We start from the raw sequence: 19,778 nt of genomic DNA, 5'->3' as shown, positions 1-19,778 counted from the left end.
GTGCACATCTATTGTGCCCTCCGGAAAAATCTGCAACGATGCGTGCGAGCCGTTCGAATGCCGGATAAGGGGCCGGGGACGGCATATCCAGGAACAACGGGAGCAAGATGATGACGATCACCGCTATTTCGCGACGCACCCTGCTGGGGTTGGGCACGGCCATCGCCGCGCTCTACGCAACCGGGGCCGCCCAGGCCGAATCGACGCTGGAGCGCGCCAAGGCAGACGGCTACATCCGCGTCGGCTTCGCCAACGAGGCGCCGTTCGGTTTCGCCACGCCCGACGGCAAGCTCACCGGCGAGGCGCCCGAAGTGGCCAAGGCCGTGCTGGCCAGGATGGGCATCAAGCAGGTCGACGGCGTGCTGACTGAATTCGGCTCGCTCATCCCCGGCCTGAAGGCCGGCCGCTTCGACATCATCGCCGCGGGCATGTTCATCAATCCCAAGCGCTGCGCCGAGATCAATTTCTCCGAGCCGTCCTACGGCATCGGACAGGCCATGCTGGTGGTGAAGGGCAACCCCAAGGGCGTGAAGGACTATTCCTCGATCAAGGACAACCCCGACCTCAAGCTCGCCGTCATGGCCGGCGCCGTCGAGGTCGGCTACGCGAAGGATGCGGGCGTGAGCGAGGGCCAGCTCGTCGTGCTGCCCGACCAGTCGAGCCTGGTCGCCGCTGTCCAGTCCGGCCGCGCGGACGCCGCGGCGCTCACCGCGCTGTCGATCGCGGACATGGCCAAGAAGGCCGACGGCGTGGAATCCACCACACCGTTCGGCGAGGTGGCCGGCAAGTCGGTCAAGGGTCATGGCGGCTTCGGCTTCCGCAAGGACGATACCGATCTGCTGGAGGCCTTCAACGCCGAGCTGAAGAAGTTCATCGGCTCGCCCGAGCACATCGCGCTGGTGGAGCCGCTGGGCTTCGGCAAGGACTACCTGCCGAACAAGACCACTGCGGAACTCTGCGCCGGCGAGTAGGCTGTCCCTGACGGACGGCGAGGAACGCCGTCCCCCAGTTCGGAGACGCAGATGGGTATCGGCACGCTAGCCGGCATAGCGATCGCGGCTATCGCAGCGATCGCTCTATTGGCCACAAACAGCGACTATGGCATGTTCCTGCCGGGGCTGCTGGAAGGAACTGTGCTCACGCTGAAGATCGCCGTGCTCGGCAGCTTGCTTGCCGTGGCGATGGGCGTGCTTGCCGCGCTTGCCCGTCTCTACGGACCGGCGCCCCTGCGCTGGCTCGCGACCGTCTATGTCGAGATATTCCGCGGCACCTCCGCGCTCGTGCAGCTCTTCTGGCTGTTTTTCGTGCTGCCGCAGTTCGGCCTCATGATGGACGCCCTCACGGTCGCGATCCTGGCGCTGGGCCTGAATGTCGGCGCCTATGGCTCCGAGGTGGTGCGCGGCGCGATCCAGTCGGTGGCGCGCGGCCAGTGGGAGGCGACGGTCGCGCTGAACATGAGCCCGGCGCAGGCGCTGCGCCGCATCATCCTGCCGCAGGCCTTCGTCGCCATGATCCCGCCCTGGGGCAACCTGTTCATAGAACTGCTCAAGTCCACGGCGCTGGTATCGCTCATCACGCTGGGCGATCTTACCTTCAAGGCGCAGCAGATGAACCAGGCCACGCTGAAGACCGTGCCCATCTTCACGCTGGTGCTGCTGATCTATCTTGTCATGTCCCTCGTCATCACCATCTTCATGCGCCTTCTGGAACGGCGCGCTTCCAGGGGTCTGGCCCGCGGGAGGGCGGCGTGATGTGGGACTGGTCCTTCACACTTGAAATCCTTCCGGTGCTTGCCCGTGCCGCGGTCATCACCATCGAGGCCACGCTGCTCGGCTTTGCGCTCGCCGCATCCCTCGGCCTCGCGCTCGCGGTGCTGCGTATCGCCGTTCCGTGGACCGGCACGGCCATATCGGTGCTGGTTGAGCTGATCCGCTCGACGCCGCTGCTCATCCAGATATTCTTCCTCTTCTTCGTCTTCCCGAAATTCGGGGTCGTGCTCGACGCCTTTACCGCCGGAGTGCTGGCCATCGGCGTCCACTATGCCGCCTACTGCTCCGAGGTCTATCGCGCCGGCTTCGAGAACGTGCCGCGCGGCCAGTGGGAAGCTTCGATCGCCCTCAACCTGTCGCAGTGGACGACGTTCCGCGACATCATCATCCCGCAGGTCATCCCGCCCATCGTGCCGGCGCTCGGCAACTATCTGGTCGCCCTGTTCAAGGAGACGCCGCTTCTGTCGGCCATCGCCGTGCTGGAACTGATGCAGACCGCCAAGATCATCGGTTCCGAAACCTTCCGCTACACGGAGCCGATCACGCTGGTGGGCCTGTTCTTCCTGGCGATGAGCCTCGTCTCCGCCGCCTTCATCCGCGCTTTCGAGCGCCTGCTCATCCGGAGGACAATGCGATGACGGAACAGCCGATGGTCCGCTTCGACAACGTCTCGAAACGCTATGGCGCGTTGACGGTTCTGGACGGCCTCAATCTGGAGATCGCCCGCGGCGAGAAGGTCTCCATCATCGGCCCGTCCGGCTCGGGCAAGACCACCGTGCTGCGCATGCTCATGACGCTCGAGGCGATCAATGACGGCGTCATCTGGGTGGAGGGCGAGCCGCTGACCCATATGGAGAGGAAAGGCAAGCTGGTGCCGGCGGACCTGGCGCATATCCGCCGCATCCGGGCCAAGATCGGCATGGTCTTCCAGTCCTTCAACCTGTTCCCGCACATGACGGCGATGGCGAATTGCATCGAGGCCCCGATCACCGTGCTCGGCATGAAGCGGGCGGAGGCGGAGGCGCGCGCGGCCGAGCTTCTGGACATGGTGGGCCTGTCGCAGAAGAAGGATCACTATCCTTCCCAGCTTTCCGGCGGGCAGCAGCAGCGCGTGGCGATCGCGCGCGCGCTCGCCATGCGGCCCAAGGTGATGCTGTTCGACGAGGTGACCTCGGCGCTCGATCCGGAACTTGTCGGCGAAGTGCTGCAGGTGATAAGGCGGATCGGTCGCGAGCACGACCTGACCATGCTGATGGTCACCCATCAGATGGGTTTCGCCAAGGAGTTCTCCGATCGGGTCTGCTTCTTCTATCAGGGCAAGATCTGCGAGCAGGGACCTCCGAACGAGCTGTTCGGCGCGCCGAAGAATGAGCGGACGCGGCAGTTCCTGCACGCCGTCCTGGAGGCTGGATGACGCTTGACACCAATATGAAGGCCGAGGCCGCCGCGCCACGCCCGCTTTCCGCCCGGGAACGGTCCGAGCGCATCTATCGCATCCTTCGCGACCGCATCTGCCTGCTGGACTATGCGCCCGGAAGCTTCCTGTCGGAGGAGGAACTGGCGCAGGAATTCGAGATCAGCCGAACGCCCGTGCGGCGGGTGCTGGCACGGCTCGAAGCCGAGGGTCTCGTCCAGTCCGTGCATGGGGTGGGCACCATCGTCACGGACGTCGATATCGAGGAACTGCAGCAGGTCTATCATCTGCGCATGGAACTGGCCGAGATGATCGGCCGGCTTTCCCCGGTTCCCCGCACCGCGGGGGATCTCGACCGTATCCGCGACCTTATCAGGCAATGCGACGAAGCCATGGCTGCGCCCGATCAACGCGCGTTCCTGCGCCTCAACATGGATTTTTTCTACGAGCTGACCGCCCTGACCGGAAACCAGCCGCTGCGGGAGATCAGCGAGCGCCTGTATTTCCAGGTGGCGCGCGTGGTCCTCAAGATGATGCCGCAACTGGGCCTCATCGAGGAATTCAGCGCCTTCCGCAGGGAGATGGCCGAAATATTGGCGGCGGCCGAGATCGGCGACTGGGCGTCCATCGGCCATATCCGGCGCGCGCATATTTCCATGAGCTTCCGGCGCATGATGCTGCATCGCAATTCCGCCGCGCAAGCTCCCGGTTAGGACAGGGTTCACCCGAAACCCAGGTATCCAGGTATCCAGGTGATGCAGATGGGAACGACAGGCGACATGGGCCGCGACAGGATCGTCTTCCGGCGGAAGACGCGCATTGCCAATGCACTGAACCGGTACTACGCTTGCCGCTGATAACTCCTGCTGCGCCAGCGGCAGCGGATTGCATCTGGTGACGCTTTTCCTCACAGGCGGAAGGAGCAGGCACCATGGCCCAGGACAAATCCGATCGACAATCGCCGCGGTCGCGAGGCGCGGAGGCTCTGCCGTCAACGGATCGCCGATACCCGCCGAAGGTGCTGGTGCTGCTGCCGGATCAATTCAGCGCCCGCGCCTGTCTCGAACTCGGCGAGGCGGCGGCCAATGCCGTCGGCGGTTCGATGCGCACGGTTCATATCGGGGCCGATCCGATGGCCATGCTGGCCTCGGCCGAAGAGATCGACATCCAACTGCTTCGGGAGACCCATGAAGGAACGGCCGGCGAGCGGCTCGCCCGCATAAGAGCCGTTTTCGACGACTGGCGCCGAGAGGCGCCGGGCCGGGAGCGGGTCGAATGGCATGACCATTCCGGCGAGGTCGACCGCTGCGTGGTTGCCGAATGCGCCGACGCCGATCTCGTGGTCACGCCCCGTACCGGCAATCTGGACGCGCGCGATGTGGTTCATTCAGTGCTTTTCCAGAGCCACCGGCTCGCATTGCTGCCACCCTACCGGCCGAGGCCGGTAGGCTTCCTGCGCCATGTCGTGATCGGATGGAAGCCGGACGAGCACGCCCTGCGCGCTGTGCAGGCGGCCCGCTCGTGGCTGGCCGCAGCTCCCAGGGTCACGGTGGTATGCGTCGACGACGGCAGCCAAGCCTATCGCCACGCTGCCGCGCAACGCCTGGCGGAAATGGACATCAAAGCGGAAATCGTCGGCATCGATTCCGGCCCGGAGGCGGTCGCCGATGCGCTTGCCGGCTACGCGAACGCGATCGGAGCTTCGTGCCTCCTGACCGGCGCATACCGGCACGGCCAGTTGCTGGAGATGCTCCTGGGCCGGGTGACTCGCTCCCTGCTCGCGCATGCGGAAATACCGCTTTTGATGATGCATTGAAGGCCGCGCCCCCCGTGAACCGCAACGGCAGGGGCCAGACCCGAGGAAGACTGACAGGCGGCTGTCTAAGGGCAGCCAAGCATCAGGTGCTGCCCAATGTCGAGCCGTGATCTCTCAAGGGACAGCGGCAACCTCGAAGACTAGAGCGGATTTCGACCGTTATGAATCGAGAGTGGATTCCCTCGGAGCGTAATTTCTGATTCAGGATCCGTGCTGGTGATGGAGGCCGGCATGGATGGGCCAACCTCTTTCGATGGATTTGCGTTCGCGGCTTCTGGCGGCGGTTGATGATGGTATGAGCTGCCGTGCGGCAGCCGCTCGCTTTGGCGTTGCACCATCGACGGCGATCCGCTGGCAGGCGCAGCGCCGGGAAACTGGCGACTTTTCTCCCAAACCACAGGGCGGCGATATGCGGTCACGCCGGATCGAGGAGCGTGGGGCGGACATCCTGGCGATTTGGGAAGCGCGCAGGGACACCTCGCTTGAGGAACTGCGCCTGGCGCTGATCGAGATCGGCTTGCACGTCTCGATCGCCGGGTGTGATTTTTCGTGGAATGAGGACCCTGTTTGAGGGGTAATTTTCGTCCAAACGGGACCCCTTAACGTGGGGTCATCAAAGTGCCTCCGGTTTGATCGGAGGCATTTGTGTTTTGGATGTTGGTTGTGGAGACGATTGCAAAGATACGCCGGCTGTCGCTGGTGCAGGGGAAGTCGATCAAGGCGATCTGCCGGGAGCTGAAGATCTCGCGGAAAGTGGTCCGCAAGGTGCTGCGCTCGGACGAGACGGAGTTCCGGTACGAGCGCAAGCATCAGTCCTATCCTCGCATGGGGGCCTGGCGCGAGAAGCTGGACGGGCTCCTGTCGGCGAATGCAGCGAAGCCGCAGCGGGAACGGCTGACGCTGATCCGGATCTTCGAGGAGCTTCGCGGCCTCGGCTATGACGGCAGCTACAGCTCAGTGTGGCGGCATGCGCAGGATTGGGAAGAGCAACGCGGCAGCGCCGCGGCCGAGGCCTATATCCCGCTGAGCTTTGCGCCCGGCGAAGCCTATCAGTTCGACTGGAGTCACGAGGTCGTCCTGCTGGACGGCGTGACGGTTACGGTGAAGGTGGCGCACATGCGGCTCTGTCATAGCCGCATGTTCTTTGTTCGGGCGTATCCGCGCGAGACGCAGGAGATGGTGTTCGACGCCCATGATCGGGCCTTCGCCTTCTTCCGCGGAACCTGCACGCGCGGCATCTACGACAACATGAAGACGGCGGTGGACGCGATCTTCATCGGCAAGGATCGCCGCTACAACCGCCGCTTCGCGCAGATGTGCGGACATTACCTTGTCGAACCGGAAGCTTGCACGCCGGCGTCGGGTTGGGAGAAGGGCCAGGTCGAGAACCAGGTCGGGCTGGTGCGCGAGCGCTTCTTCACGCCGCGGCTGCGCTTCAAGACGCTGGAGGACCTGAACGGCTGGCTGGCCGACAAATGCGTCTCCTACGCCAAGGCGCACCGGCACCCCGAACAGGACGGCCGCACGATCTGGGAGGTGTTCGAGGAGGAGCGCGGCAGCTTCATCCCCTATGCCGGGCGCTTCGACGGCTTCCACTGCATTCCCGCCTCGGTGTCGAAGACCTGCACGGTGCGCTTCGACAACAACAAATACTCGGTGCTGTCGAGCGCCGTCGGCCGGCCGGTCGAGATCCATGCCTATGCCGATCGGATCGTCATCCGCCAGGACGGCGTGGTCGTGGGCGAACATGCCCGCTGCTTCGGCCGCAACGAGGTGATCTACGACCCTTGGCATTACGTCCCGGTGCTGGCCCGCAAGCCCGGTGGACTGCGCAACGGCGCACCGTTCAAGAATTGGGTTCTGCCGTCGGCCATGGAGAAGGTGCGCCGCAAGCTCAAGGCCGCCGATGACGGCGACCGGCAGATGGTGTCGATCCTCACCTGTGTGCTGAGCGACGGATTGAACGCGGTCGAGGCGGCCTGTCAGGAGGCGCTCGATCACGGCGTCTCGTCGGCGGCGGTGATCCTCAACATCCTGGCCCGCCGCCGCGACCCGGCGCCGGGCACGATCCTTTCCATTCCCCAGGCGCTGAAGCTGGCTCACGAGCCGATCGCCGACTGCGCCCGCTATGACCGTCTAAGGAGAGCAGATAATCATGGAACGCACCGAGGTTCTGGAACTGATGGGCACGCTGAAGCTCTACGGGATGCGATCAGCCTATGACGAGATCATGGGCGTCGCCATCAAGCGGCAGCACGAACCTCCGAAGATCGTCGGCGATCTGCTGCAGGCCGAGATATCGGAGAAGCAGGCCCGCTCCATCAAATACCAGCTCACCGTCGCCAAGCTGCCATTGGCCAAGGACGTCGATGACTTCGACTTCACCGGCACGCCCGTCAACGAGAGCCTGATCCGCGATCTTGCCGGCGGAGCCTTTGTCGCCGATCAGCGTAACGTCGTCCTGGTCGGCGGCACCGGCACGGGCAAATCCCATCTAGCCATCGCCATTGCCCGGGCGCTTATCCGCAACGGCGCGCGCGGCCGCTTCTTCAATGTCGTCGACCTGGTCAACAGGCTGGAGACCGAGACCCGTGCCGGCCGCCAGGGGCGCATTGCCGATCACCTGACCCGGCTCGACTTCGTCGTGCTCGATGAACTGGGCTATCTGCCCTTCGCCCAGGCCGGCGGGCAGTTGCTCTTCCATCTCGTCTCGAAACTCTACGAGCGCACCAGCGTCATCATCACCACCAATCTGGCGTTCGGCGAATGGCCCACCGTCTTCGGCGACGCCAAGATGACCACTGCGCTGCTCGATCGCCTGACGCATCACTGCGAGATCGTCGAGACCGGAAACGAATCCTGGCGCTTCAAGAGCCGCTCTCAAAGCTAAAGCCAAAAACCAACGAACCGCACCCGATCAGGCTGTGCAACCCCGACCAGCTTCGCCTGATCGGGCGCTAACCGCCGTGCCCTTCATCAACCCCAAAACCGGGGTCCCTTTTGCACGAAAATACAGGGTCCCGATTCCACGGTCATTGACAATGTTCGGGGCCGGCGCGTGGAAGACCCGGTTCACGCGGTCAAGCGGGCACGGCGCGGCCTTGTCCTGCACCGTGGTGCGGATCGGCTTGCCGCGAATGACGCCGTGAAGGCCGAGGTCGGCCATCAACCGCTCGACCGTGCAGCGCGCGACATCAAAGCCCTCGCGCAGCATCTGCCGCCAGACCTTCCTCGCGCCGTAGACCTCGAAGTTCTCGGCGAAGACGCGCTCGATCTCCGGCTTCAGCGCGAGGTCCCGCTTCGCCCGCGTCGACAGCTTCTCGGGATCGGCGCGCTTGGCGACATGATCGTGGTAGGTCGACGGGGCGACCGGCAGCACCCTGCAGATCGGCTCGACCCCATGCGCCTCGCGGTGATCGTCGATGAACGCGATCATCGTTTGAATGGGCGGTCGAGCTCCGCCTGGGCAAAATAAGCGCTCGCCTTGCGCAGTATCTCGTTGGCCTGCCGAAGCTCCCGGTTCTCCCGCTCAAGAGCCTTCATCTTCTCGGCCATGTCTGTCGGAACGCCGGCTCGCTTGCCAGCATTAATCTCGGCCTTCTTCACCCAATCCAGCAGCGTGTGCGCCGAGCAGCCGATCTTTGCCGCTATCGACTGGCAGGCAGTCCAGCGCGAAGAATGATCAGCCTCGTGATCGAATACCAACCGCACCGCACGCTCGCGCACCTCAGGGGAAAACTTGTTCGTCGTTTTGCTCATCATGGCTCCATCCTATTGGGAAGTTGGAGCCTCCGGCAAACCCGGGGCGGTTCAAGATCCTATCCGGCGGCGCTTACAAGCTTGCCAAGTCTGCGAGACAGGACCCGGAGATATTCAATCCCAACTTCGTGAAGCTGAATTCCCGCGTCATCGAACAGTATGTACGATTCCGCGCCCGTCTAGACGGGAGCGGATCGGAATGGTCGGGGCCGGTCGCCACGACGATCCGCGGTGACAGGAACCTTATGACATATCTCAAGCTTCGCGACGCCGAGTCGAAGCGCCCCGGCCGACCAAAGCGGCCGACGCCGCTGTCGAGAAGGGCTGACGACATCATCGACCGCATCGATTCCATTCATGACCAAGCCCTTCTGCGGGAGGTTCTCGCCAAGGGGCGCGAGGCGAAGAGGCAGTTGGACATCATTGTCGCCGCGCTCAGGAAACACCCCGAGATCGATGTCGAAGCGCTTAGGGAAGGACGGTATATGCCACGGAAAGTCGACGGCCCCCTGGCGCAATCCGCCGTCAGCGCCGACGACACAAAGCTAATCCGGAAGCTAGCTACCCGGCTTCGGGACAATGACGAGCTCGAGGAATTCGACCTGGTTCATCGCAGTGGGCGGGTGAAAATGAGTCAGGGCGCAGGCCTCGACCTAATCTACCCCGAGGAGATGAGGCTTATTGAACGGCTAGCGGGTCTCGAAGGCACAGCGGTATGATGGAGAACCAGGCTGCGGCACAACTGGTATGGGATCGAACTGAGTCGAACAGTACGGACTTGGCCCTGCGTGAAGATGACATTGGTTCCGATGGCCGAATGCAGGTGCCATGGATCGCCGAAAGCCGACCCCGCAGCTTTGCCGCGGGGCCAAACATGTCGTCGTTTCGCCGAGCTTTCATCCGCTTAGATTTGTAGCGGTCATGCCATCCCGAGAGCGGCCATGTAGAGGTCGAGGATCGCCTCGGCCTCTTGCCGTTCAGCTTGATCCTGCTTGCGCATTCTGACGAGCTGCCTGACCGCCTTCACGTCGAATCCGGTGCCCTTACATTCAGCGTACACCTCCTTGATATCGTCGGCGATCGTCTTCTTTTCTTCTTCGAGCCGCTCGATACGTTCAATGAATGCGCGGAGCTGGCCTGCTGCCACGGTTTGGCTGCTGTCGGTGACTTCGTCTGCCATGTCGTCATTTCCTATTTCGGGGAGAAGGCGTGTCGTCTAAGTCGACGAAGTGTTGCCCACATAAATCATTGATATAATTGCTAGGCGACAAGTTTTAGGGGCGACCCGAAGCCCGTGCCCTTGGCCTCGGCATAGACGTCCTTGATGTCGTCGGAGATCGTCTTCTTCTCCTCCTCCAGGCGCTCGATGCGCTCGATGAAGGCGCGCAACTGGCCGGCGGCAACGGTCTGGCTGGTTTCGGTGATGTCGTCGGCCATCTGATTCTCCATAGGGTTTTCCCGGCAGCCGACTCGGACGGCGGCGGCCTGTTTTTCGCGAGGTTCGATGCCCGACCGGCAGACGAGGGTCAAGGCGTTATGTGCCGCACCGGCAAAGCTGCCGCCGGGCGGGGCGACGGCGCAACAATGGACGGACGCCCGTGCCGGGCACTCCGAAATCAGCCGAAGACGATCAGCAGATCCTTGGCGTCGATCTGGTCGCCGGGTCGCACCAGCACTTCCGAAACCGTGCCGTCGCGCTCGGCGTGCAGCGCCGTCTCCATCTTCATCGCCTCGATGGACAAAAGCACGTCGCCGGCCTTGACCGCCTGCCCGGCCGCCACCGCCACCGCCGAGACCACGCCCGGCATCGGCGCGCCGACATGCCCCTCGTTGGCGGCTTCGGCCTTGCGGCGCACCTTGGCGGCGGAGGCGCCGTGGATGCGGTCCGGCACCTTGATCCGGCGCGGCTGGCCGTTCAGTTCGAAGAACACGGTAGCCATGCCGTTCTCGTCGGTCTCGCCGGTGGTGAGGCAGCGGATCACCAGCGTCTTGCCCCTCTCGATCTCGACGAAGATCTCGTCCTCGGGCTTCATGCCGTAGAAATAGTTGGGCGTCGGCAGCACGCTGACCGGCCCATAGGTATCCTGCGCGGCGGCGAAATCGGAAAACACCTTCGGATACATCAGCCAGGAGGCGAACTCGTATTCGGAAAGCGGGCGCCCCAGCTTTTCCTCGATCTCCCTGCGGCTCTTTTCCAGGTCGGCCGGCTTGAGCAGCGAGCCGGGACGGACCGTGATCGGCTTCTCGCCCTTCAGTGCCTTCTTCTGCAGGGCTTTCGGCCATCCGCCCGGCGGCTGGCCGAGATCGCCGCGCAGCATGGAAACGACCGAATCGGGGAAGGCGATGTCCCTGGCCGGGTTCTCCACATCGGCGACGGCGAGGTCCTGGGAGACCATCATCAGCGCCATGTCGCCCACCACTTTGGACGACGGCGTGACCTTGACGATGTCGCCGAACATCAGGTTGGCGTCGTGATAGGCCTGCGCCACCTCGTGCCATCGCGTCTCCAGTCCGAGTGCGCGCGCCTGTTCCTTCAGGTTGGTGAACTGGCCGCCCGGCATTTCGTGCAGATAGACCTCCGAGGCAGGGCCCTTCAGGTCGTTCTCGAAGGCGGCATACTGATTGCGCACCGCCTCCCAGTAGAAGGACAGCTTCCTGACCCAGCCCATGTCCAGGCCGGGGTCGCGCTCGGTGCCCTTCAGCGCCTCCACGATGGAACCGAGGCAGGGCTGCGAGGTGTTGCCGGAAAGCGAATCCATCGCCGCGTCGACGGCATCTACGCCCGCCTCGACCGCCGCCAGCACCGTCGCCGCCGACAGGCCGGAGGTGTCGTGCGTGTGGAAGTGGATGGGCAGGTCGGTCGCCCCGCGCAGCGCCGAAAACAGCGCCTTTGCGGCTGCGGGCTTCAAGAGGCCGGCCATGTCCTTGACGGCGATGATATGGGCGCCGGCCGCCTCCAGTTCGTTGGCCAGACCGACGTAATATTTCAGGTCGTATTTGGCGCGGGCCGGATCGAGGATGTCGCCGGTGTAGCAGATGGCGGCTTCGATCAGCTTGCCCTCGGCGCCGATGGCGTCCATGGCGACCCGCATGTTCTCCACCCAGTTCAGGCAGTCGAACACGCGGAACAGATCGATGCCGCCCGAAGCCGCCTGACGCACGAAATGCTGCACCACATTATCGGGATAGTTGGTGTAGCCGACGCCGTTGGCGCCGCGCAGCAGCATCTGGAGAAGGATATTGGGCGCGGCTTCGCGTATCTGCGCCAGCCGCTCCCACGGGTCCTCGGTGAGGAAGCGCATGGCCACGTCGAAGGTGGCGCCGCCCCAGCACTCGAGCGACAGGAGTTGCGGCAGCGCCCGCGCATAGGTGCCAGCAATGCGGGCAATGTCGTGCGTGCGCATGCGCGTGGCCAACAGCGACTGGTGGCCGTCGCGCATGGTGGTGTCGGTGACCAGCACCTCGGGGCGCGCGCGCAGCCACTGGCCGAACTTCTCCGGGCCGAGTTGGTCGAGCTTCTGGCGGGTGCCGTCCGGAACGGGCCCGGTGAACCACGGAACGACGGGAGCCGCCGCGTCCGGCTTCGGACGGGCGCGGCCGCGCGCTTCGGGGTGACCGTTGATGGTGACGTCCGCCAGATAGTTCAGCAGCTTCGTGGCGCGGTCCTGCCGCTTGACCTGGGCAAACAGTTCCGGCGTCGAATCGATGAAGCGGGTGGTGTAGGAATTGTCCTGGAACCGCGGATGCGTGATGATCGCTTCCAGGAAGGTGAGGTTGGTGGAAACGCCGCGGATACGGAATTCGCGCAGCGCGCGGTGCATGCGGTGGATCGCCTCGTCCGGCGTCCTGCCGGAGGCAGTCACCTTCACCAGCAGCGGATCGTAGTAGCGCGTGATGATGGCGCCGGAATAGGCCGTGCCGCCGTCCAGACGAATGCCGAAGCCGGCCGCCGAGCGGTAGCCGGTGATGCGGCCGTAGTCGGGAATGAAGTTCTGCTCCGGGTCCTCGGTGGTGATGCGGCACTGGAGCGCGTGGCCGTTGAGGCGGATGTCGTCCTGTGCCGGCACACCCGATTCCGGCGTGCCGATGGCGGCGCCGTCGAGGATATGGATCTGCGCCTTGACGATGTCGATGCTCGTCACCTGCTCGGTGACGGTATGCTCGACCTGGATGCGCGGATTGACCTCGATGAAGTAGAACCTGCCCGTGTCGGCATCCATCAGGAACTCGACGGTGCCGGCGCCGATATAGCTCGTCTCCCGGGCGATCTTGAGCGCGTGGTCGCACAGTTCCCGGCGCTGCGCGTCGTTAAGGTAGGGCGCGGGCGCGCGCTCCACCACCTTCTGGTTGCGACGCTGGACGGAGCAGTCGCGCTCGAACAGATGCACGACATTGCCATGCGTGTCGCCCAGCACCTGCACCTCGACATGACGGGCGCGCTCGACCAGCTTTTCCAGATAGACCTCGTCCTTGCCGAAGGCAGCCTTGGCCTCGCGCTTGCCCTCTATGACCTCGCGGTCGAGATCGGCCTCGGAACGGATGACACGCATGCCGCGCCCTCCCCCGCCCCAGGAGGCCTTGAGAATCAGCGGATAGCCGATCCCGGCGGCCAGCCGCTTCACTTCGCCCATGTCGTCGGGCAGCGGATCGGTGGCCGGAACCACCGGCACGCCGACCTCGACGGCCAGGTTGCGGGCGGCCACCTTGTTGCCCAGCCGGCGCATCGTCTCCGGCTTGGGGCCGATGAAGATGATGCCGTTTTCGGCGCAGGCTTCGGCGAATTCCGGGCTTTCGGAAAGCAGCCCGTAGCCGGGATGGATGGCATCGGCGCCCGAGAGCTTCGCCACGCGCATGATTTCGTCGATCGACAGGTAGCTCTCGATCGGCCCCATGTCCTTGGACAGCCACGGCCCGCGCCCGACCTGGTAGCTCTCGTCCGCCTTGAAGCGGTGCAGCGAGTATTTGTCCTCCTCGGCCCAGATCGCCACCGTTTTGAGGCCCAGCTCGCTGGCCGCGCGAAAGACGCGGATGGCGATTTCGGATCGGTTGGCGACGAGGATCTTCGTGATGGCCAAGGACGCGCGCTCCACATTTACCGGGGACAGAAAGGCGGCAAATGTTTAGCGCGAAAATGCTGCAGTGCAACCAAAAACACGTCTGACTGGACCTGCGTCTTGATCTAGTTCAAGCTTGGCGGATGCCCGGCTGGATTTCGGATGCGAGGGATGCGGATTTGCGGCGGCGTCAAGGTCGTATTGCTCTCCGGTGGCCTTCTGGCGGCCGAACGGGCCCATGCCGACGACCCCATGGTCCTGCTTGATCGAGACGGCCTCATCGTGCGCGCGCATCTTCAGGCCGGCGTGAACGTGGTGGCGGAACGAAACCTGTTCTGGGACTACGCCGACACATTCGCACCGTCAGCGGGCTTCAATTCCAACGCCAACTGGCTTGAGGGCTATGTCAAGCCCAGCCTCAGCTTCACGCAGGATCTCGGCGGCCTGGCCGCCTACGGCAAGGTTTCGGCGGTTGCCTCCGGCACGCTCGGCATCGACGCCTACGACACCGGCAACACCGGCCGCATAACGCTTGAGGAGGGCTATCTCGGGCTACGCTCGAACGAGCCGAGCAGCCCCTCCTACGACATTTCGCTCGGGCCGCGCGAGTTCAAGGCGGGCACTGGCATGCTGCTTGCCAATGGCGGTTCCAGCGGCTTCGAGCGCGGGGCGCTCAAGCTCGGCCCGCGCAAGGCGTGGGAAGCCGCCGCTATAGGCCGTTTCGGCTTCGACGATTTCACCGGCACGGCATTCTACCTCGACGCAAACGAACGTTCCGACACCGACACCAACACCCAGATCGTCGGCGCGGATTTTCGCTATCAGCCGGATGACACCACCTTTGCCGGGGCAACGCTTGGCCATGTGCTGGCCTCGTCGGCTCCCTATCCGAAGGCCGCGCCCGGCGGCGTCGGCGCGCCGAGCGTGCTGCCCGACGCGCGCGACGGCCTGAATTTCGTCAATTTGTATGGCCGGACCAATCCGTTCGGCGAAAGTCTCGACGGCTTTTTCGTCGCCGGCGATTTCGCCTACGAGCAGAATGACCGCATCGACATGCAGGCGTGGGCCGCCCGTGTCCAGATCGGCTATACGTTTACCGAATATTCGTGGGCGCCGACGCTGACGTATTCCTATCAGACGTTTTCAGGCGATGATCCGGCGACGGCGAAACTCGAACGCTTCGATCCGCTGTTCTACGAAGGCAGCCCGAGCGCCTGGGCGACCGGCTCGAAATCTTCGATGGTGTTCATCAACTCCAACGTCAATGCGCACCAGATCAGCCTGCGGGTCACGCCGACGCAGCGCGATACGTTCACCCTGCGCTATGCCTATATCAGCGCCAACGAGTTGCGCAGCCCGATCCAGTTCGGCCAGGCGACACGGGTGGAAAACGCCAACGGCGTGCCGAACCCGATCGCCGGCGTCACCGCCAAGCATCTCTCGGACGATGTCTTCCTCGAATACAATCGCGTCCTGAACCCCAACACCTATCTCACCGCCGGGTTCAGCGTTTCCTTTCCCGGGCCGGGAGCAGACTCGGTGGTCAACGCCAGTTCGGCGCCGGTCTGGACAGGAGGGTTCGTCAATGTCGTGGTCGATTTCTGAGCCGCGCAGGTTCCTCGCAGGCGCGATCGCCGCCATCGCGCTCGGCGCGATGACGATGCCCGCGCGCTCACAGACGCAGGAGGACAAGCCGATGTCGGCCGAAGCGTCCGATCCGGTGAAACTGGGCTGGATGATCGGCGCGCCGCCGCCGCCGGACAAGATCATCCGCTTTTCCGATCCCGACTATTTCAGCTTTCCCAAGCTGCGCTGGACGGTCTGCCATTTCCGCCAGTTGATGCCGACGGTCGGCGTCAGCCGCGGTCTCGGCGCGCCGATCCCGTTCGAGCGCAAGATCGACGACAGGATCGACGCCGTGACGTTCACGCCGCTGGGCGGCGGCGCGCCGATGACCTGGGCGCAGTCGCTCTCTGCCAACTACACCGACGGCATCGTCGTCCTGCATGACGGCGTGATCGTCTATGAGCGTTATGCCGGTTGCCTGGACGACGCCGGCAAGCATGGCGCCATGTCGGTGACGAAATCGCTGACCGGTCTGCTGGGCGAGATGCTGGTGGCCGAAGGCAAGCTCGATGAGACCGCGAAAGTCGCCACGATCGTGCCGGAACTGGCGAAAAGCGCATTCGGCGATGCCACCGCCAGGCAAGTGCTCGATATGACGACCGGGCTTCGCTACAGCGAGGATTATTCCGATCCTGACGCCGACGTCTGGCGCCACGGCGCGGCGGGCAACCCGCTGCCCAAGCCCGAAGGTTACACCGGGCCACGGAGCTATTTCGAGTATCTGGAAACTGTGGCCAAGGAAGGCGAGCATGGTGCAGCCTTCGGTTACAAGACCATAAACACCGATGCGCTCGGCTGGATAATCGCACGAGTGACCGGCAAATCCGTCGCCGACCTGCTTGCGGAACGGATTTGGGGCCAGATGGGCGCCGAGCAGGACGCCTATTATACTGTGGATTCCATCGGCACGCCGTTTGCCGGCGGCGGACTCAACGCGGGCCTGAGCGACCTTGCGCGTATCGGGCAACTGATGCTCGACGACGGCGTGTTCGATGGCCGGCGCCTCATCCCGAAGGCGGCGATAGACAGCATCCGCGCCGGCGGCGACAAGGCTGCTTTCTCGAAAGCCGGCTACACGCTCCTGGATGGCTGGAGCTATCGCGGCATGTGGTGGGTGACCCACAATGAGGATGGCGCGTTCATGGCCCGCGGTGTCCACGGCCAGGCGATTTATGTCGATCCGAAAGCCCGCATGGTCATCGCGCGTTTTGCTTCTACGCCGCAGGCGGGCAACGCCGCCAACGACCCCACTTCCTTGCCTGCCTACGATGCGGTCGCAAAATACCTGATGAAATGACGGGCCGCGCGGGCGCCGGGCGGCTTCAGCGCGGATAGCATTGCGCGGGAATTTGCGGCCACACCGCCTTGTCGCAGCCGGCGTCGGCTTGACGCTGCCTGAAGGTCGCGCTTACCGGTCCGGTCACCACCGGGTCGACGCCGTCCGGCGCGTCGGGGAAGAGCTGTTGTGCCGCCGTTGCCGCAGCGCGATCGTTGCCATGGGTGGCTGCGGAACGCGCGGCGGCCGAGGCCAGCAGAACGGCGAGCGCCGCGCAGGCGAAGGCAGGTGCGGTTCGGTCGAACTTGCGCATCATGGGATGTCGATTGCCCCGCTTCAAAGCTGCCACGATTGGTTAACGGAACGCTACGCTTGAAGGCTTAACAAATGGTGATTCAGCATTCGCGCGCGCCGCCCCTTTCGCAACTGCGGAAAAACATGTATGAGCCGCCCATTAGAACGATGCGGCGCCCAGCCTGCAACATCTGGGCTTGCTGCCAGCAAATCCAGAGAAACATATGAAACTTCGCAATATCGCGATCATCGCGCATGTCGACCATGGCAAGACGACCTTGGTCGACGCGCTGCTCAAGCAATCCGGCTCCGTCCGCGACAACCAGCGCGTCGCCGAACGCGTCATGGATTCGGGCGACATCGAAAAGGAGCGCGGCATCACCATCCTGGCCAAGGCCACCTCGGTGGAATGGAAGGATACGCGCATCAACATCGTGGACACGCCCGGCCACGCCGATTTCGGCGGCGAGGTCGAGCGCATCCTCAACATGGTGGACGGCGCCATCGTGCTGGTGGACGCTGCCGAAGGCCCGATGCCGCAGACCAAGTTCGTGGTCGGCAAGGCGCTGAAGGTCGGGCTCAAGCCGATCGTCGCCGTCAACAAGATCGACCGGCCGGACGCGCGCCACGTCGAGGTCATCAACGAGGTGTTCGACCTGTTCGCGGCGCTCGACGCCACCGACGAGCAGCTCGACTTCCCCATCATGTACGGCTCGGGCCGCGACGGCTGGATGGCCGAGAACCCGGAAGGCCCCAAGGATCAGGGTCTCGCGCCGCTGTTCGACCTGGTGCTCAGGCATGTGCCGGAGCCCAAGGTGGCGGATGGTCCGTTCCGCATGATCGGCACCATCCTTGAAGCCAACCCGTTCCTGGGCCGCATCATCACCGGCCGCATCGAGGCCGGTACGCTGAAGCCCAACCAGCCGGTCAAGGTGCTGCACCATGACGGCACGCTGCTGGAAAACGGCCGCGTCTCCAAGATCCTCGCCTTCCGCGGCATCGAGCGCCAGCCGATCGACGAAGCGCAGGCCGGCGACATCGTCGCCATTGCGGGCCTTTCCAAGGGAACCGTCGCCGATACGTTCTGCGACCCCGGCGTCACGGAACCCATGACGGCCCAGCCGATCGATCCGCCGACCGTGACCATGAGCTTCCTGGTCAACGATTCCCCGCTTGCCGGCACCGAAGGCGACAAGGTGACCAGCCGCGTCATCCGCGACCGCCTGTTCAAGGAAGCGGAAGGCAACGTCGCCCTGAAGATCGAGGAATCCGCAGACAAGGACTCCTTCTATGTGTCCGGCCGCGGCGAGCTGCAGCTCGCGGTCCTGATCGAGACCATGCGCCGCGAAGGCTTCGAGCTTGCGGTGTCGCGGCCGCGCGTCGTCATGCAGAAGGACGAGAACGGCCAGTTGCTCGAGCCCGTCGAGGAAGTGGTCATCGACGTGGACGAGGAGCATGCCGGCGTGGTCGTGCAGAAGATGAGCGAGCGCAAGGCCGAGATGATCGAGCTGCGGCCCTCCGGCGGCGACCGCCAGCGGCTGGTGTTCCATGCTCCCACGCGCGGCCTGATCGGCTACCAGTCGGAGTTGCTGACCGACACGCGCGGCACGGCCGTGATGAACCGGCTGTTCCACTCCTACCAGCCCTACAAGGGCGAACTGCCCGGCCGTACCAATGGCGTGCTGATCTCCAACGAACAGGGCGAGGCGGTGGCCTATGCGCTGTGGAACCTGGAGGACCGCGGCCCGATGGTGATCGATCCGGGCGTCAAGGTCTACCAGGGCATGATCATCGGCATCCACAGCCGCGACAACGATCTCGAAGTGAACGTGCTGAAGGGCAAGAAGCTCACCAACATCCGCGCCGCCGGCAAGGACGAGGCGGTGAAGCTGACCCCGCCGATCCGCATGACGCTGGAGCGCGCGCTGGCCTGGATCCAGGACGACGAACTGGTCGAGGTGACGCCCAAGACCATCCGCCTGCGCAAGCTCTATCTCGACCCCAACGAGCGCAAGCGCTTCGAGAAGCAGAAGGTGGCGGGGGCGGCCTGAACCAACGCTTCCGGCGCGGCGACATCTTTGCCGCGCCGCTTTCACGGGTTAGGGTCAGAACCTGTTAATTTGGTTGGAATGGCGTTCAACGAAGGCCTGGCCGATGCACCTGACCTCGCTCCTCATCTTCGCAGCCGCGCTGCTGGTGGCCGCCGGCTCGCCCGGCCCCTCCATCGCGGCTCTCGTCGCGCGGGTCATCTCCAGGGGCTTTCGCGACGTCTTTCCCTTCCTTGCCGCCATGTGGATCGGCGAGGCGATCTGGCTCTCCTTCGCCGTCTTCGGCCTGGCGGTGGTGGCGCAGACCTTCCACTACGCCTTCGTCGCCGTGAAATGGATCGGCGTTGCCTATCTGGCCTGGCTGGCGTGGAAAATGTGGAGCGCGCCGGTCGAGGCCGGGACGAACGACCTGCCCAGCGAGGATTCCCCGTTCAAGCTGTTTTTCGCCGGCATGGCCGTGACGCTCGGCAATCCCAAGATCATGATGTTTTATCTGGCGCTGCTGCCGACCATCATAGACCTGCATGCGGTCTCGGTCGTCGGCTGGCTCGAACTGACGCTCACCATGGCAGTGGTGCTCGTCGCCATCGACCTTTCCTGGGTGCTGGCGGCAGCACAGGCTCGGCGCCTGCTCAAGAGCCCGCGCGCCATGCGGGCGGCCAACCGCATCGGCGCCTGCACGATGGCAGGTGCGGCGGCTGCCATCGCCGCACGGTCGTGAT

16 protein-coding genes, 3 pseudogenes and 1 other annotated feature are annotated in these 19,778 nt (G+C 64.2%); of the genes and pseudogenes, 14 read left to right on the top strand and 5 right to left on the bottom strand.

Features of this window, described 5'->3' with window-relative positions:
- Window positions 1-110 precede the first annotated feature (110 nt).
- The 9 genes and pseudogenes from ehuB (at window position 111) to istB (ending at window position 7,889) form a co-directional block, all read left to right on the top strand.
- Window positions 111-971, top strand: coding sequence for an ectoine/hydroxyectoine ABC transporter substrate-binding protein EhuB (gene ehuB, locus ACTDI4_RS04685; protein WP_442840045.1), 861 nt, complete (start codon window positions 111-113; stop codon window positions 969-971).
- A 51-nt stretch (window positions 972-1,022) separates the two neighbouring features.
- Window positions 1,023-1,751 carry an ectoine/hydroxyectoine ABC transporter permease subunit EhuC gene (gene ehuC / locus ACTDI4_RS04680; protein ID WP_442840044.1) on the top strand — a complete coding sequence of 243 codons (729 nt, stop codon included), beginning with the start codon at window positions 1,023-1,025 and terminating at the stop codon, window positions 1,749-1,751.
- The gene (gene ehuD / locus ACTDI4_RS04675; RefSeq protein ID WP_442840043.1) at window positions 1,748-2,407 is read left to right on the top strand and encodes an ectoine/hydroxyectoine ABC transporter permease subunit EhuD; all 660 of its coding nucleotides are present in this window, start codon (window positions 1,748-1,750) and stop codon (window positions 2,405-2,407) included. Before ehuC ends, ehuD begins: the two co-directional genes overlap by 4 nt.
- Window positions 2,404-3,183 carry an ectoine/hydroxyectoine ABC transporter ATP-binding protein EhuA gene (gene ehuA / locus ACTDI4_RS04670; protein WP_442840042.1) on the top strand — a complete coding sequence of 260 codons (780 nt, stop codon included), beginning with the start codon at window positions 2,404-2,406 and terminating at the stop codon, window positions 3,181-3,183. Before ehuD ends, ehuA begins: the two co-directional genes overlap by 4 nt.
- Window positions 3,180-3,896 carry a GntR family transcriptional regulator gene (locus ACTDI4_RS04665; protein WP_442840041.1) on the top strand — a complete coding sequence of 239 codons (717 nt, stop codon included), beginning with the start codon at window positions 3,180-3,182 and terminating at the stop codon, window positions 3,894-3,896. The genes ehuA and ACTDI4_RS04665 overlap by 4 nt, the downstream gene beginning before the upstream one ends.
- 218 nt (window positions 3,897-4,114) lie before the next feature.
- Window positions 4,115-4,999 (top strand): universal stress protein, encoded by an 885-nt coding sequence (locus tag ACTDI4_RS04660; RefSeq protein WP_442840040.1) that lies wholly within the window; start codon window positions 4,115-4,117, stop codon window positions 4,997-4,999.
- 235 nt (window positions 5,000-5,234) lie between these two features.
- Window positions 5,235-5,534, top strand: a pseudogene (locus ACTDI4_RS04655) (helix-turn-helix domain-containing protein); the annotation flags it as partial.
- A gap of 119 nt (window positions 5,535-5,653) precedes the next feature.
- The gene (gene istA, locus ACTDI4_RS04650) at window positions 5,654-7,222 is read left to right on the top strand and encodes an IS21 family transposase (RefSeq protein WP_442839288.1); all 1,569 of its coding nucleotides are present in this window, start codon (window positions 5,654-5,656) and stop codon (window positions 7,220-7,222) included.
- On the top strand, window positions 7,155-7,889 hold the full coding sequence (gene istB, locus ACTDI4_RS04645; RefSeq protein ID WP_442839287.1) for an IS21-like element helper ATPase IstB: 735 nt from the start codon (window positions 7,155-7,157) through the stop codon (window positions 7,887-7,889). Before istA ends, istB begins: the two co-directional genes overlap by 68 nt.
- A gap of 153 nt (window positions 7,890-8,042) precedes the next feature.
- On the opposite strand, the pseudogene ACTDI4_RS04640 reads toward istB, so the two are convergent.
- Window positions 8,043-8,758: pseudogene (locus tag ACTDI4_RS04640) on the bottom strand (IS3 family transposase); the annotation flags it as partial.
- Window positions 8,361-8,477, bottom strand: a sequence feature (AL1L pseudoknot). (Overlaps the previous pseudogene by 117 nt.)
- Window positions 8,759-8,781: 23 nt before the next feature.
- On the opposite strand from ACTDI4_RS04640, the gene ACTDI4_RS04635 reads away from it, so the two are divergent.
- Window positions 8,782-9,477: a hypothetical protein gene (locus tag ACTDI4_RS04635; protein ID WP_442840039.1), complete on the top strand. Its 696-nt coding sequence runs from the start codon at window positions 8,782-8,784 to the stop codon at window positions 9,475-9,477.
- Between the two features lie 200 nt (window positions 9,478-9,677).
- Here ACTDI4_RS04635 and ACTDI4_RS04630 read toward each other — a convergent pair whose 3' ends face one another.
- The 3 genes and pseudogenes from ACTDI4_RS04630 to pyc form a co-directional block, all read right to left on the bottom strand.
- Entirely contained in the window at window positions 9,678-9,938 is a 261-nt protein-coding gene (locus ACTDI4_RS04630) for a DUF2312 domain-containing protein (protein ID WP_442840038.1), read from the bottom strand.
- Between the two features lie 101 nt (window positions 9,939-10,039).
- Window positions 10,040-10,195, bottom strand: a pseudogene (locus tag ACTDI4_RS04625) (GapR family DNA-binding domain-containing protein); the annotation flags it as partial.
- A 179-nt stretch (window positions 10,196-10,374) separates the two neighbouring features.
- A complete protein-coding gene (pyc, locus tag ACTDI4_RS04620; protein WP_442840037.1) occupies window positions 10,375-13,833 on the bottom strand; it encodes a pyruvate carboxylase in 3,459 nt (1,152 codons plus the stop codon).
- Window positions 13,834-13,983: 150 nt separating this feature from the next.
- On the opposite strand from pyc, the gene ACTDI4_RS04615 reads away from it, so the two are divergent.
- Window positions 13,984-15,417 carry an alginate export family protein gene (locus ACTDI4_RS04615; protein ID WP_442840036.1) on the top strand — a complete coding sequence of 478 codons (1,434 nt, stop codon included), beginning with the start codon at window positions 13,984-13,986 and terminating at the stop codon, window positions 15,415-15,417.
- A gap of 91 nt (window positions 15,418-15,508) precedes the next feature.
- Window positions 15,509-16,735, top strand: a complete 1,227-nt coding sequence (locus tag ACTDI4_RS04610) for a serine hydrolase domain-containing protein (protein WP_442843265.1) — start codon at window positions 15,509-15,511, stop codon at window positions 16,733-16,735.
- A 25-nt stretch (window positions 16,736-16,760) separates the two neighbouring features.
- Here the strand turns inward: ACTDI4_RS04610 and ACTDI4_RS04605 are convergent, their stop codons facing one another.
- The gene (locus tag ACTDI4_RS04605) at window positions 16,761-17,027 is read right to left on the bottom strand and encodes a hypothetical protein (protein ID WP_442840035.1); all 267 of its coding nucleotides are present in this window, start codon (window positions 17,025-17,027) and stop codon (window positions 16,761-16,763) included.
- A gap of 205 nt (window positions 17,028-17,232) precedes the next feature.
- Here ACTDI4_RS04605 and typA point away from each other — a divergent pair, with 205 nt between their 5' ends.
- Window positions 17,233-19,059, top strand: coding sequence for a translational GTPase TypA (gene typA, locus ACTDI4_RS04600; protein ID WP_442840034.1), 1,827 nt, complete (start codon window positions 17,233-17,235; stop codon window positions 19,057-19,059).
- A gap of 103 nt (window positions 19,060-19,162) precedes the next feature.
- Complete coding sequence (locus ACTDI4_RS04595; RefSeq protein WP_442840033.1) at window positions 19,163-19,777, top strand: LysE family translocator; 615 nt, start codon at window positions 19,163-19,165, stop codon at window positions 19,775-19,777.
- Window position 19,778 lies beyond the last annotated feature (1 nt).

Source organism: Mesorhizobium sp. PUT5 (assembly GCF_052216645.1).
Taxonomy (GTDB): Bacteria; Pseudomonadota; Alphaproteobacteria; order Rhizobiales; family Rhizobiaceae; genus Mesorhizobium.
This window is presented reverse-complemented; position numbering and strand designations above follow the sequence as displayed.

Excerpts from the sequence above, each read along its gene's own strand:
- ehuB (WP_442840045.1), top strand. The coding sequence starts at position 111 with ATGACGATCACCGCTATTTCGCGACGCACCCTGCTGGGGTTGGGCACG.
- ACTDI4_RS04595 (WP_442840033.1), top strand. The coding sequence starts at position 19,163 with ATGCACCTGACCTCGCTCCTCATCTTCGCAGCCGCGCTGCTGGTGGCC.
- ehuA (WP_442840042.1), top strand. The coding sequence starts at position 2,404 with ATGACGGAACAGCCGATGGTCCGCTTCGACAACGTCTCGAAACGCTAT.
- istA (WP_442839288.1), top strand. The coding sequence starts at position 5,654 with ATGTTGGTTGTGGAGACGATTGCAAAGATACGCCGGCTGTCGCTGGTG.
- ehuC (WP_442840044.1), top strand. The coding sequence starts at position 1,023 with ATGGGTATCGGCACGCTAGCCGGCATAGCGATCGCGGCTATCGCAGCG.
- ACTDI4_RS04605 (WP_442840035.1), bottom strand. The coding sequence starts at position 17,027 with ATGCGCAAGTTCGACCGAACCGCACCTGCCTTCGCCTGCGCGGCGCTC.
- ACTDI4_RS04615 (WP_442840036.1), top strand. The coding sequence starts at position 13,984 with ATGCGGATTTGCGGCGGCGTCAAGGTCGTATTGCTCTCCGGTGGCCTT.
- ACTDI4_RS04665 (WP_442840041.1), top strand. The coding sequence starts at position 3,180 with ATGACGCTTGACACCAATATGAAGGCCGAGGCCGCCGCGCCACGCCCG.
- ACTDI4_RS04610 (WP_442843265.1), top strand. The coding sequence starts at position 15,509 with ATGTCGGCCGAAGCGTCCGATCCGGTGAAACTGGGCTGGATGATCGGC.
- ACTDI4_RS04630 (WP_442840038.1), bottom strand. The coding sequence starts at position 9,938 with ATGGCAGACGAAGTCACCGACAGCAGCCAAACCGTGGCAGCAGGCCAG.
- ACTDI4_RS04660 (WP_442840040.1), top strand. The coding sequence starts at position 4,115 with ATGGCCCAGGACAAATCCGATCGACAATCGCCGCGGTCGCGAGGCGCG.
- typA (WP_442840034.1), top strand. The coding sequence starts at position 17,233 with ATGAAACTTCGCAATATCGCGATCATCGCGCATGTCGACCATGGCAAG.
- istB (WP_442839287.1), top strand. The coding sequence starts at position 7,155 with ATGGAACGCACCGAGGTTCTGGAACTGATGGGCACGCTGAAGCTCTAC.